At 66.0% G+C, this 13,176-nt stretch carries 10 protein-coding genes; 6 read left to right on the forward strand and 4 right to left on the reverse strand.

Going from position 1 to position 13,176, the window contains the following annotated elements:
- The first annotated feature begins 16 nt into the window (after positions 1-16).
- The 3 genes from NFC73_RS15090 (at position 17) to NFC73_RS15100 (ending at position 3,666) form a co-directional block, all read left to right on the forward strand.
- On the forward strand, positions 17-1,630 hold the full coding sequence (locus NFC73_RS15090; RefSeq protein ID WP_254751474.1) for an FAD-dependent oxidoreductase: 1,614 nt from the start codon (positions 17-19) through the stop codon (positions 1,628-1,630).
- Between the two features lie 50 nt (positions 1,631-1,680).
- Entirely contained in the window at positions 1,681-2,004 is a 324-nt protein-coding gene (locus NFC73_RS15095; protein ID WP_254751476.1) for a hypothetical protein, read from the forward strand.
- A gap of 210 nt (positions 2,005-2,214) precedes the next feature.
- Entirely contained in the window at positions 2,215-3,666 is a 1,452-nt protein-coding gene (locus NFC73_RS15100; protein WP_254751478.1) for a hypothetical protein, read from the forward strand.
- Between the two features lie 65 nt (positions 3,667-3,731).
- Here the strand turns inward: NFC73_RS15100 and NFC73_RS15105 are convergent, their stop codons facing one another.
- The 4 genes from NFC73_RS15105 to NFC73_RS15120 all read right to left on the reverse strand — a co-directional run bounded on the left by NFC73_RS15105 (position 3,732) and on the right by NFC73_RS15120 (position 8,175).
- Positions 3,732-4,394 carry a hypothetical protein gene (locus tag NFC73_RS15105; protein ID WP_254751480.1) on the reverse strand — a complete coding sequence of 221 codons (663 nt, stop codon included), beginning with the start codon at positions 4,392-4,394 and terminating at the stop codon, positions 3,732-3,734.
- Positions 4,395-4,718: 324 nt separating this feature from the next.
- Positions 4,719-6,026 (reverse strand): ABC transporter substrate-binding protein, encoded by a 1,308-nt coding sequence (locus tag NFC73_RS15110; RefSeq protein ID WP_254751600.1) that lies wholly within the window; start codon positions 6,024-6,026, stop codon positions 4,719-4,721.
- Between the two features lie 264 nt (positions 6,027-6,290).
- Positions 6,291-7,241 (reverse strand): carbohydrate ABC transporter permease, encoded by a 951-nt coding sequence (locus tag NFC73_RS15115; RefSeq protein WP_254751482.1) that lies wholly within the window; start codon positions 7,239-7,241, stop codon positions 6,291-6,293.
- Positions 7,231-8,175 carry a carbohydrate ABC transporter permease gene (locus tag NFC73_RS15120; protein WP_056346294.1) on the reverse strand — a complete coding sequence of 315 codons (945 nt, stop codon included), beginning with the start codon at positions 8,173-8,175 and terminating at the stop codon, positions 7,231-7,233. The genes NFC73_RS15115 and NFC73_RS15120 overlap by 11 nt, the downstream gene beginning before the upstream one ends.
- A 387-nt stretch (positions 8,176-8,562) precedes the next feature.
- On the opposite strand from NFC73_RS15120, the gene NFC73_RS15125 reads away from it, so the two are divergent.
- From NFC73_RS15125 to NFC73_RS15135, 3 genes are read left to right on the forward strand one after another with little or no spacing between them, the layout of a single operon-like run.
- The gene (locus NFC73_RS15125) at positions 8,563-9,753 is read left to right on the forward strand and encodes an acetylxylan esterase (protein WP_254751484.1); all 1,191 of its coding nucleotides are present in this window, start codon (positions 8,563-8,565) and stop codon (positions 9,751-9,753) included.
- Positions 9,750-11,843, forward strand: a complete 2,094-nt coding sequence (locus tag NFC73_RS15130; RefSeq protein ID WP_254751486.1) for a DUF6807 family protein — start codon at positions 9,750-9,752, stop codon at positions 11,841-11,843. The genes NFC73_RS15125 and NFC73_RS15130 overlap by 4 nt, the downstream gene beginning before the upstream one ends.
- A complete protein-coding gene (locus tag NFC73_RS15135) occupies positions 11,840-13,000 on the forward strand; it encodes a M24 family metallopeptidase (RefSeq protein ID WP_254751488.1) in 1,161 nt (386 codons plus the stop codon). Before NFC73_RS15130 ends, NFC73_RS15135 begins: the two co-directional genes overlap by 4 nt.
- Positions 13,001-13,176: the final 176 nt, after the last annotated feature.

The raw sequence follows: 13,176 nt of genomic DNA on the forward strand, positions 1-13,176 counted from the left end.
TATTGAAAGGCCGATGATGACCGAGCAAGACACCGAAATCCTGATCGTGGGCGGAGGCGTTGGCGGGGTCTCCGCAGCCCTCGCGGCACTGGAGCGCGGACGGCGCGTTGTCCTCACGGAGGAAACGGACTGGCTCGGAGGGCAGCTCACCACACAACTGGTGCCGAGCGACGAGCACATCCGGGTCGAAACGACCGGACGCAACGCAAGCTATGCACGATTCCGCGATCTGCTGCGCTCCCACTACCGAGCCTTCTACCCGCTCACCGACGAGGCGGCCGCCGACCCGCATCTCAATCCCGGCGCCGGCTGGGTCAGCCCGGTCTGCGTCGAGCCCCGCGTGATCCTCTCGGTGATCGACGGCCTGCTGCGACCCTTTGTCTCGGCGGGGCAGCTAACCATCCTGCTCGAGACACGACCCGTCGCCGTCGCCACGTCCTGGGACCGCATCGACGCGGTCACGTTTGAGACCGCAGACGGTGCCGAGATCGTGGTCTCGGCGTCCGTTGTGCTCGACGCGACGGAACTTGGCGATCTGCTGGAGCTCGGTGGCGTGGAGCACGTGACCGGTCGCGAGTCCCGCGAACAGACCGGTGAGCCGAGCGCCGCCGATACGGCCGACCTGCTCGACATGCAGGGGGTGACTTGGTGCTTTGCCATAGATCATCGAGACGGCGAGGATCACACGATCGATCGCCCCGCCCGCTATGAGCACTTCCGCGACTGGAGGCCCTCACAGCTGCACGGCGAGCGGATACTGGGCTTCGAGCGGGCACCGGAGCACGCCGGTGATCCCGCTCGGGCGTATCTGCTCACGCCGAACCCCGACGATGACCCGTTCGGGATCGACGTGGACCACCGCAACATGGGCGGTGCGCCCGAGCTGTGGACGTACCGTCGCATTCTCGCTCGTCGGCAGTTCCAGCCCGGCTTCTTCGCCAGCGACGTCACGATCGTCAACTGGCCCATGAACGACTACATCGGCGGCCCACTCTTTGGCACCCCGGATGCGGCAGAGCACCGAGCCGCGGCGAAGGAACTGAGCGAATCCCTGCTTTACTGGCTGCAGACCGAGGCGCCTCGCCCCGATGGTGGCGCCGGATGGCCGGGATTGCGTCTTCGTCCCGATATCGCCGGCACGGCTGATGGCTTCGCCAAGGTGCCCTACTACCGGGAGTCGCGGCGTATCCTGGCCGAGCGGACGATCGTGGAGCAGGACTTCTCCGTTGAGATCCTCGGCGACAACGCGGCGGTCTCGTATCCGGACTCGGTGGGCGTCGGCCACTATTTCTGGATTGATCGGCATCCCTCCACCGGCGGACATCCCGGCGGTGGTGGACGACCGCAGCCGTTTGAGATCCCGCTCGGCGCGCTCATCCCCCGCCGCGTCGACAACCTCCTCGCCGCCGCGAAGAACATCGGCACCACGCAGATCACAAATGGCAGCTACCGCCTGCAGCCGGTCGAGTGGTCGGTTGGTGAGGCCGCAGGCGCGATTGCGTCGTTTGCGGTGGCTGGCGCCACGACCCCGCGGGCGGTTCGCAACGATGAGCGTCTCCTCGCCGCGTTCCAGGAAGACCTGGTTGCCCATGGGGCACAGCTGCGCTGGGACTCGGCGCTGCGCTGGTAGTTTTCGCCGCGCCATCCGGCGCTGCGTTCAAAAAAAAGAGAGGACCGTCGATGACGACGTCTGACCAGGTGCCCGGTGCAATCCAGCCCATTCTGACACGGAGGGGGTTGATCATCGGCGGATTTGCCGCCGCATCGGTCCTCACTCTTTCGCCTCCCGGGCGACTGTCGCCCGCGGCGGCCACCACGTCCGGTGGCGCATTGCCCTTAGTGCAGGAACTCGCCACCCCTTCGGATCGAACCGCCTTTGATCCCGTGGAACAGGTGCTGGCCGACTACCTCGTGATCGTGGCGGCCATGGCCAACGACATCGTCACCGATGGCGGTCCGATGCACGGATGGATGTCGGGCGGATGGTGGCGCACACCTTCGTAGCCCTTCAACGCGCGTGTTCAGGAGCACGTTGCCACGCTCTCCTGGTTCTATGCGAATGCGCGCAGTTGGAACCCCTACGCCGGTGACCCCGCACTGCTTGCCCGACTCGATGCGGCGATCGGGTTTTATCTCGATCTCCAGCACAGCGACGGGTCCTGGCCCGAGTATTCGGCCGTCGAACACAGCAGGGCAGCGACAGGCTTTGGTCTGGTGTCGCTCACGGAGGCGTATCGGCAGCTGGAGGCCGCATCCGTGCTCCCGGCTCGACGAACACAGATGGAGGATGCTCTGCGCCTGGCCGCGTCCTGGTTCCTCGATCTGAGCAATTCGACCACGTGGGGCACACCAACCACCATCATCCGGTTTGCCAATCAGACCATCGCGGGGCTCGTAGGCTGCGCTCATGCCGCCGAGGCTCTTGGCGACAGTGCGCTGATGGCGGCGGTGGATACGGGCATCGGTGTTTTCTCCGCCCGCGCACAAGCGTCCGGGGGGTGGTTTTATGAACCAACCGGGCTTGACCTGGCGTACAGCCATGAGGTCCAGGTACCCGATATGGCCGACCTTTATCGGGTCACCGGCGACCAACGGCTGCTCGATATGGCTGAACGGTGGCTCGGGATACTCAGTCTGGTCACCGTCCGTGAGCCCGATGGATCCGGATATATCGGCATGGGTTCGGCATCCGCGCGCACGGGTGGCAGCGTTCCGATCACGGACGCTTTCAGCGACGCGCGGGACCGCACGGCTTTCACCGGGGAGCTTCTCCCGGCTGTGCCAGGGTTTGCTGCGTATCGTCCCAGCGTCAGCACCGTCAATACGGCGCGTGCCCAGTGGGCTGCGTCGACCGATCCGATTGTGGGGCGGGCGAAGCAGAACACATCTCCTCGGCTGTGGATGCACGTTACCGCGAACGCGCCGCTGGCGAGTGCAGCCGACCGTTCAGCGGCGCTTGCCGCCCTGCCCACGATTGCGTCGTCACGGTTCACGGAGGCGCGGACAGGGGTGCTGGGGATGCAGTTTGTGTTTGTCCGGCGCCCGCGCTACTACCTCGCCTCGCTGTTTGGGCAACGCGCGTCGACGAGGGTGCGTAATGGTTCGCAGCTGCTGTGGCACCCGACAATGGGTACGACCATCGTGGGGTTTAACAATGCCGCTGTTGACGATGATTTCTGGGGCACGATTCTCGGTGACGGGGTCGATGAGGCACGTGCGACGCTGACCGCGGCGTTTGCCTCCGGCGGATCGCCGGTCGCCATCACTGGGCTCGCCGCGGTGACGGGCGATTTTAGCATCACCGCGTCCTCCGCGACGGGGATTAAGACAGTCACCGACGTGGGCGACACCGGCTTCACCCGCACGGTCACGGCCCCGTCGGCCGGCACCGAGCAGATCCCGCTGCTGCTTCAACACGGCGATGCACTGGAATGGTTGGGCAGTGGCAGTGGGTCCCCGACGTGGGGGCAGAACTCAGCGTCCGCGGCGACGGGGCTGTGTCTCACGCGCAGCGGCGTCAAAATGAAGCTGAAGTGGGGCGCCAGAGAAAACGTGACCCTGACGGACACCGCCCGTACCATCTTCGAAGATGGCGACCGCCGGCAGCACCTCCTGCGAATCCCCCACCCCGGTGCACTCACCCTGGAGGTGGCTTTCTCGTCCTAACAAACGCACAAAACCCTCCCAGATCCGCGATATGTTTCGGACCTGGGAGGGTTTTGACGTGCCTTCTACCCGCCCGCAGGCAAGGTGGTGCCCGCCCGTTCCCCCAGGGCACCGTCGGCTGTGAGGCCCAGGACCTCAACCAGGACATCTTCCTCGCGGTGCACCTCTGTAACGTTGACGGAGCGGGTCGATCCGTCAACGACGCCTGCCGGGAAGCCGTCGAGGGTCACTCCCCATCTGTCGACTGCGGGGTCGTTGGACTCCCAGCTGACTTTGACTTCACTGATCCCGCCGACGGTGGAGAGAACCTCCACCTGTACGTTCAAGGGCGCGGCCAGCCGCTGATACCGGGGTGTAGTGCTGATGCGAACAGGAGTCTCCAACGTGTCGGTGCCTCCGGCGATCCCTGTCACCCGCAGAATTATGACTCCTTCGAACGCTGCGTTGTACCTGTGTTTGAGGACAGGATCAGTGGTGGTCCGGTCGTAGCTTCCGTCGCCGTCCACGTCCCATTCGTACTTAACAACAACACCCACGGACCCTGATGCGTCGTAGGTAATTTCCGAACCCGGAGGTCCGGAGTAGCCGTTGATCGGCAGCCTTGCCTCGACACCAGTCTGCCTTTGCTTGCCCAGCGGGATGGTGATCGCTTGAACCGGCGCCCCTGAGGCCTGGGCGGATGAAGTCGGAGCGAGAGTGGGGACGGCACTGGGCGGACTAACTTCCATTGTGTTCGGGGTCGGATGCCCGCTGGGCACATCATCTGCGCAACCGGTCAATATCAGTAGTGCTGCCGCCGCGGCGGTCCAAGCGGATGCCTTCATGTTCTCCCCCATGAATTGAAGTGCTCCCAGTGGACCATGAGGACCGGCACCCGTCTAGGACTCATGGCTGCCGGGGAAGCCGGACCCAGGACACAGACCTTAAACACCACAGTCCCGGCCGGAACCAAAGGTTCCAGCCGGGACTGTGGTGACCACTCGCCGTCGTACGCTTCCTGCTGAAGCTTCCTTCAGAAGCTGCACCCGCAAGGGCCGACGGCGGCGCGGGACTTAGCTGATGGCGGACTTCATCTCGTCCACGGCCTTCTTGCCGGCCTCGTCGGTAGACAGGCGGTTGAAGAGGACCTCGGAGGTGTACCGCTTGACGATTTCCTGGATGGCGCCGGCGCCCTTCGGCGGCGGGGCCGGAGCCTCGCCGAGCTCGCCCTTGATCTGGTCGATGAACTTGACCACCTTGATATCGGCGGGGGTCAGCTTTGGCTCGATGGCGGCGCGGACGTCGGAGTTCGGGTAGACGCCGCGGTCGGCAAGCAGGGCCTCGCCTGCCTTGGTGTTGTTGGCCAGGAAGTTGATGAACTTGGCCGTTTCCACGGGGTGCTTGGTGCGCGATGAAGCCGACCAGAACTGGGATGCCTTGTACCAGAGCTTGGCGTCGGCAGCCTTGCCGGTAGTGGACGGGAACCGCAGGATCTGCAGGTCGGTTCCGGCAGCCTTCTCCAGCGCCGGCAGCTGGTTGGACCACCAGAAGGCGAGCCCGTTCTTGCCCGTGGCCAGGCCACTCTGGTCCAGCGCTGCGGCCTCAGCTTCCACAACTTCCGATGCAGACGGCACAGCCTTCTTCTCGCTGAGCTCCTTCAGGAAAGCCCACCAGTCGGCGACGTCGGAGGGCTCGAATCCCAGTTTGCCGTCCGACGTGTACAGGGATTTGCCGTTCTGCCGGAGCCAGACTCCCAGCGAGGCCTCGTCCGTCCCGTAGGCGGCAGAGCCGTATGTACCCTTCGGGGACTTCTCGGTGAGTTCGGCGGAGATGCGGCCGAAGTCTTCCCAGGTCCAGGTCTTGTCGTCGGGAAGTTCAACGCCTGCAGCCTTGAAGACAGCGGGGTTGGCCATGATGGTGGCCGCGTTGATGCCGGCGGCGATGCCGGTCAGGCCGTCTTCGCTTTTGCCAGCGTTGAGGGCTGCTTTGTCCAGCTTTGACGTGTCGACCTCATACTTGGAGAGGTCCAGCAGCGCACCGCGGGTTGAGTACTCAGTGATGTATTTTTCGTCCATCTGGATGATGTCCGGGGCGTCGTTGGCGGCAACCTGGGTGGCCAGCTTGTCCCAGTAACCGCTCCAGTCGCCGTACTCCGGCTTGATCTTGATATTGGGGTTCTCGGCCTCGAACGCCGCGATGGCCGCCTGCGTCAGCTGGGCGCGCTTGTCGCTGCCCCACCAGGAGAAGCGCAGCTCAACGGGCCCGCCGTCGCTCTGCGGGGTGGCTCCTCCGCCGCAGGCACTCAGGGCAAGCACGACGGCGGCTGCCGCGGCAACCACGCCCGTCTTGCGGAAACGGCGGGGTGCGCCGGTGGATGGCAACTCTGCCGTACGGTTTTTGGCATCTGACTCAGTGCGGTGAAAAAGCGCCACTGGGTACTCCGATCTTCATTGATCCGGCTAGGGGGAAAGTAAACGAGAAAGCGTTTTCTTAACTCTCATACTACAAGTACATGACTTGTATTACAAGATGTTTTTCTTGCCTTGGCCTCGGCGGATCATCCACGCGACCCAGCACGGCGGGATACGCCAAATGACCCGTCCTCAAGGGACGGGCCATTGGCCGGAGCAAGGTGTTCGCTGGATCTACTTGATGCCGGTGGTGGCGATGCCCTTGATCAGGAACCGCTGGCCGAAGAGGAACACCAGGAACACCGGCAGGAGGGACACGATGGACATCGCGAACAGCGATCCCCAGCTGGTGGCGGACTGCGAATCCACGAAGGCGCGCAGCGCGACCGGAACGGTGAACATGTCCGGATCCGTCAGGTAGATGAGTGCCCCGAAGAAGTCGTTCCACGTCCAGATGAAGGTGAAGATGGTAGTGGTGGCCAGGGCCGGCACCATCAGGGGCAGGATGACCCGCAGGAAGATGCGCGGGTGGCCGGCGCCGTCGATCCGTGCGGCCTCATCCAGGTCCTTCGGGATGCCGCGGATGAACTGGACCATCAGGAACACGAAGAACGCGTCGGTGGCCAGCAGTTTGGGCACAATCAGCGGCCAGAACGTGTTGACCCAGCCGATCTGCGAGAACAGGATGTACTGCGGCACGATCACCACGTGGAACGGGAGCATGATGGTCAGCAGCATGATGCCGAAGAACAGCTTCTTGCCCGTGAACTGCAGCCGCGCGAACGCGTACGCCGCCATGGAACAGGAGATCAGGTTTCCCAGGATGGAGCCGATCACCACGATGGCCGAGTTGAGCATGTAGTGCCCGAACGGGTGCGTCAGCGCGGACCAGCCGTCCGTGTAGTTGCTCATCTCCAGGCTGTTGAGCCACAGGCCAGGCTCGCGGAAGATCAGCTCGTTGGCCCGGAGCGAGGACACAACCATCCACAGCAGCGGGTAGATCATGAGGCCGCCGGCGAGGATCAGGATGCCATGCTTGATCAAGGCCCTGGTGCGGGCAGCCCTGCTGAAGGCGAGCGTGCCGCGGGATTCGCGGCGTTTCGCGGGCTTGCGGTGATTCGTTGGCTTACCGGCGCCGGCGGTCTTTTTGTCCGGGGCGGGCAGCGTCTCAAGCTTAGTCGTCATAGAAAACCCAATACTTTGCAGCGATGAAGTTGATGGCGGTGAACACACCGATGATGACCAGCAGGAACCACGCCATTGCGGAGGCGTAACCCATATCGAACTGGCCAAAGCCCTTCTGGTACAGGTACAGCGTGAAGAACATCGTGGAGTCCGACGGGCCGCCATTGCCGCCGGAAACGATGAACGCCTGCGTGAAGGACTGGAAGGATCCAATGATCTGGAGCACCAGGTTGAAGAAGATGATGGGGCTGAGCATGGGCAGCGTGATCCGCCAGAACTGCTGGAGTGTACTGGCGCCGTCCACCTTTGCCGCCTCGTAGTACATCACCGGAATCTGGCGGAGGCCGGCCAGGAAGATGATCATGGGGGCGCCGAACGTCCACACGTGCAGCAGGACGATGGAGCCCAGCGCGGTGCTCGGATCGGAAATCCAGCCCGGGCCCTGGATGCCAAACATCGCCAGGGCCTGGTTGACCAGGCCGGTGGTGCCGAAGATCTGCTTCCACAGGATGGCAACAGCCACGGAACCGCCCAGCAGGGACGGTAGGTAGAAGACCGAACGGTAGAACGGCAGCCCGCGCAGGCCCTTGTCCAGCACCAGCGCGATCAGCAGCGCAACACCGAGCTGCAGCGGGACGCCCACAAAGACGTAGGTGAACGTCACGCCCAGCGAGTTGTGCAGCCGGGCGTCGGCGAACATGCGGATGAAGTTGTCCAGCCCCACCCATTCCGGCGGCTGGAGCAGGTTGTAATCGGTGAAGGACAGGTACAGGGACATCAGCATCGGGCCGACGGTGATGGCAACCAGGCCCACCAGCCACGGCAACAGGAAGATGTAGGCGGCCTTGTTATCCCGGCCGTTGGCTTTTTTCTCCGCTGCCGTCATGGGGCCTTTGCGGCGCTTGAGGGTGCTCAGTTCGCTGATGGCACTCATTGCGGCAACTCCGTTTCACGCAGCAGACCCGCTGCAGCCGGCATTCCTGCCGGGCACGGCGTCCTGGGTATGTGTCTAGCGGCCATGTGGCCTCCTTTGGTCATCGTGGCCCTCCACGTCTGGGTTGATCGCACTGGGCGATCCATGTTTGCACCGTCTCCGGCGGCGGACTCACTTGGCGTTCAGCTGTCCGGATCCGGCCTCCGTCACGCGGGACGTTGAAAGCGGCTCCGTACCAAAGTAAACGGTTTCTTGACTCCTGTATAGCCCTTTGTTAGTTTTTGAGAAAGCGTTTTCTGCCACCGGATCACTTTACCCACAGTTCAACATCCGTCCCGATCCGCCGCGCCTTCAACCCTCCCGTCCACCCGAACAACAGGCAGGTCAGTGAGCAAGGATTCCCGGCCGGTCCGGCCCAGCGCCATTGCAGGCTACGAGAACTGGCCTGCCTACGTCCGTGACCGGCCGCGCTACCAGGCCGCCACACCGGCCGCGCAGGACCTTTCGGACGCCCTGGGCGTTCCGGCAGTTGTTGTCCCGGCGGACGTCACCGTCCACGGGGAGGGAACGTACGACGGCGTCACCACCTCCCAGCTCAGCTGGCAGTTGGGCTTCGGCCCCCGCACCACGGGGTGGCTGATGCGGCCGGCCGGGAGTTCCGGGCCGCTGCCCGGCGTGCTGGCCCTGCACTGCCACGGCGGAAACAAGTTCGGCGGAGCGGACCGGCTGGTCATGCTTGCCGAGCCCCACCCCTCCGCGGCGGAAGCCCGCGCCGGGCACTATGAAGGGCGCGCACTGGCCACAGATGTCGCCCGCCAGGGCTTCGCCGTCCTGGCCCACGACGCCTTCGCGTGGGGCAGCCGGCGCTTCGACCTGTCCACCCCGCCGTGGCGGACGGAATCCGCGCTGGTGGCGAGGAAGTCGCAATGGCGGGAGGCCGGCGTCGTACCTTCCGACGCCGAACTGTACAACGCCGCCGCGGGACTCCATGAAGACACCGTGGCGAAGGCCGCGGGCCTGCTGGGCACCAGCCTGGCGGGGATGGTGGCCCACGATGACCTGGCCGCCCTGGAAATCCTTGCCGGCCTTCCGGGAGTGGACGCGGAGAGGCTGGGCTGCATCGGTTTCTCCGGCGGCGGCGGCCGGGCCCTGGCCCTGGCGGTCCTCAGCCCGCGGATCCGGAACTACGTGGTGACGTGCATGATGACCACTTTCCGGTCGCTGCTGCCCGCCTACCTGGATGCCCATTCCTGGCTGCTCCAGACCCCGGGGCTCTGGAAGCTGGGCGACTGGCCGGAACTGACCGGACGGTCCGGCGCCGACGGCCTACTGGTGCAGTACGCGCTGGCCGATGAACTGTTCCCGGAAGAAGGGATGCGGGACGCCCACCGGATCCTTGAGTCCCTGCACGGGCCGGAAAGCTACACCGGGAGTTTCTGGCCAGGCGGGCACGCCTTCACGGTCGAGATGCAGAATGAAGCCATCAGCTACCTGTTCAGGACCCTGGGCGCACCGGGACCCGCCCGCCCACAGCCTTTCGCCCCTAGCAACCCCCTAGCCACCGAGGACCCCAGATGATTCAACAATCCGCCCCCGCGGCATCCGCTACCCCTGCAACGGCAGGTGAAGCCCCGGCAGTTGTCCCGCGCGTCGCCCTGGTGGGTGTGCACGGCTTCGGCGAATCGCACCTGGCCAACCTCGCCAGACTCGAGGAAGCCGGGGCCCTGCGCCTGGTGGCAGTGGCGGACCCCAATCCCCCGGAAACGGGCACGCTGGCCGCGTCCGTGGCAGTCTTCAACACCCTGGACGAGCTGCTGGCGACCGGGCCGGTCCCGGATGTGGTCATCCTGGCCACCCCCATCCAGACGCACGCTCCCCTGGCCCTGGCGGCGTTGGCCGCCGGTGCCGACGTATACGTGGAGAAGCCGCCGGTGGCATCCATGGCCCAGTTCCAGGACGTGCTGGCCGCCGCCGAGTCCAGCGGCAGGCTCGTGCAGGTGGGGTTCCAGAGCCTGGGATCGCTGGCCCTGCCGGAAATCCGGAACACTATGGAATCCGGCGGCATCGGGGACGTGCTGGGTCTCAGCGCCACCGGCATGTGGCTCCGGACCAGGAGCTACTTCAAGCGTTCCCGTTGGGCCGGAAAGCGCAGCCTGGACGGCATCGACGTGGTGGACGGCGTGGCCACCAACGCCTTGGCGCACGCCGTGGCGACCGCACTGAACATGGCCGGCGCCCGCACGGTGGCCGACGTCGCCTCCGTGGAAACGGATCTCTATCGCGCCAACGACACCCAGAGCGATGACACCTCGGTGATCCGCGTCCGCACGGTGGCCGGACAGACCCTGTTGTGCGCGCTCACGCTGTGCGCCCCCGAACAGCAGCGGCCCTCCGTCACGGTCCATGGGACGCGGGGGGAGATGACGTTCTTCTATACCGACGACGAACTCGTCACCACCACGGCGGACGGCGAGCGCCGGGAGACGTTCGGCCGGACCGATCTGCTGGAGAACCTGATCGCTGCCCGTGCAGGGGGCACCCCCCTGCACGGCACCCCCCTTCTCAGCGCGCTGCCGGATGCCGGCGCATTCATGTGTGTCCTGGAAGCCATCCGTACCGCACCCGCGCCCCGGGAAATCGACGCCGGCCATGTCAGCTGGGAGGGCGACGGCGATGATGCCCACCCCGTGGTCCACGGCATTGCCGCGCTGATCGAACGCGCCACCAAGGCGCAGGCCACCTTCGCCGAGCTCGGCGTCCCCTGGGCCCGCAGCCTGCCGCCGGTCCGGACCTTCGACCTCGCCGGGCATCCCGTGGCGGACTATCAGGACGGCAGCCGCATCCGCGCCGTGTCCTCTCCCCGCCCGTACCTGCACCCCGTCCGCACCCTGGCCGGGACCGTTGTGACGGACCACCAGCCGCTGGACCACGTGTGGCATCTGGGCGTGGGGGTGGCCCTCCAGGATGTGGACGGCGTCAACTTCTGGGGCGGGCGCACCTACACCCGGGCCGCCGGCGCGTACGTCTGGCGCCCGGACCACGGCAGCATCGTCCGGGCTGGCGGACCGTCTCCCGGCGAACCGTCCGCCGCCGAGGGCGAGCTGACCGAGAACTTCGCCTGGAACGGCCCCGACGGCGCTCCCATCCTGACCGAACAGCGCACCTGGACGTGGGCCGCCGTCGGGCCTTCCGCCTGGCGCCTCACCCTGGACTTTGCACTGTCCCCCGCCGCCAACCAGCCCGTGAGCCTGGGCAGCCCGGGTTCCAACGGCCGCGTTGGCGGCGGCTACGGCGGGTTCTTCTGGCGGCTTCCGGAATGTTCCGGGGCGCGCGTCTGGACGCCTTCAGGCGCGGGTGAGTCCGCCGTGCACGGGAGTGTTACGCCGTGGCTCGCGTGGTCGGGCGGGTTCACGGGAACGTTCGACGGCGGCACTCACCCGAGCGGCGCGGCCACCCTCGTGTTCGTTGCCGCCGCAGATTCAACGGACCCGTGGTTCGTCCGCGTGGACGGGTATCCGGGAGTTGGCCAGTCGCTGGCCTGGGATGCACCGGTCTTCGCCGAACCCGGCAGCACGGTTCGCCGCAGCGTGACCGTATTCATCGCCGACGGGATTTTGGGTACGGAAGACATCGAGACATTGATCAACACACAGGGGGACAACTCATGAGCCAGACCACCACCGCCGCTACGCCGCCGCCGCAGCTGACTGACGCCGCGACCTTTGCAGGCCAGGTCCGCCGCACGCCGCCCGCCTCTACCGCGGACCGTGCCATCAAGCGGCGCCGGGTCCTGGACATTCTGGATGCCAAGGGGCAGGACTCGTTGCTGCTGACCACGCACACGGCGCTGGCCTGGTACCTGGACGGCAGCCGCGTCCACATCAGCCTGGCCGGCGACCCCATCGCCGCGCTGCTGGTGGACCGGGACGGCGACCACCTGGTGACGTTCAACAACGAGGCCGGCCGGATTGCGGCCGAGGAGCTCCCCGCCGGGGTCGCCCTCCACACCGTGCCCTGGTACGGGAACCTGCACGAGGCCGCCGCCGCCGTCGGACGTTCTTCCGCAGAGGGTGCCGGCGCCCCGCTGGCAGAGGCCTCGGTGGCCACCGAGCTGAGGGCTGCCCGGCAGCAACTGCTGCCCGGCGAGTCCGCCCGCTACGCCCATCTCAGCGCGGAACTGGCCGGCATCATGACCGATGTGCTGTCCACCGCCCGGCCTGACAGCACGGAATTCGAACTGGTATCTGCCCTGGCCGCCCGCGTGGTTGGAGCGGGCGCGGAGCCGCTGGTACTCCTGTGCAACGGCAGCTCCCGGAGCGACTTCCGCCACCCGCTGGCCACCCATGCACCCCTGGGCCGCCGCGCGATGGCTGTGGTGTGCGCCCGCCGGGACGGCCTGGTCGCGAACATCACCCGATGGATAAGGTTCGACGCCGGGACCCCCGCAGAGCTCGACGCCGAGGCACGGATCGCGGCCGTGGAGGCGGACATCTTCGACGCCACGGTTCCCGGCGCCCGGCTGGACCGCGTCTTCGGCGAGATCAAGGCAGCCTACACCCGTCACGGTTTCGGTGCGGAGCAGTGGGAGCAGCACCACCAGGGCGGACCGGCAGGCTATGCCGGACGGGATCCGCGCGTCACCGCAGCAGCCACCGACACCGTGGTCCTGAACCAGCCCTTCACCTGGAACCCGTCGGGACCCGGAGTGAAGATCGAGGACACGGTCCAGCTCACCGGGTCCGGTATGAAGGTCCTGACCGTGGATGACCGCTGGCCCGCTGCTAGCGTGAACGGCCTCAAGCGGCCGCTGACGCTGCAGTTGTAGGCCCCCGCCGTTGGACGGCATGGGGAAACCCCGGGGCGGTCGTCCCAGGGCTTCTCCAGAGTCGGTGATAGAACGGGGGTCTTGTGGCACAGGCTGTCTTGCGCGAGACTCATTGAACACGCGATGAACTCATCATTTGGATTGCAGGACAAGACCAGCGGGAAGGGGACGCAACG

The sequence above is a fragment of the Pseudarthrobacter humi genome (assembly GCF_024294965.1).
In the GTDB taxonomy this organism is placed as follows: domain Bacteria; phylum Actinomycetota; class Actinomycetes; order Actinomycetales; family Micrococcaceae; genus Arthrobacter; species Arthrobacter humi.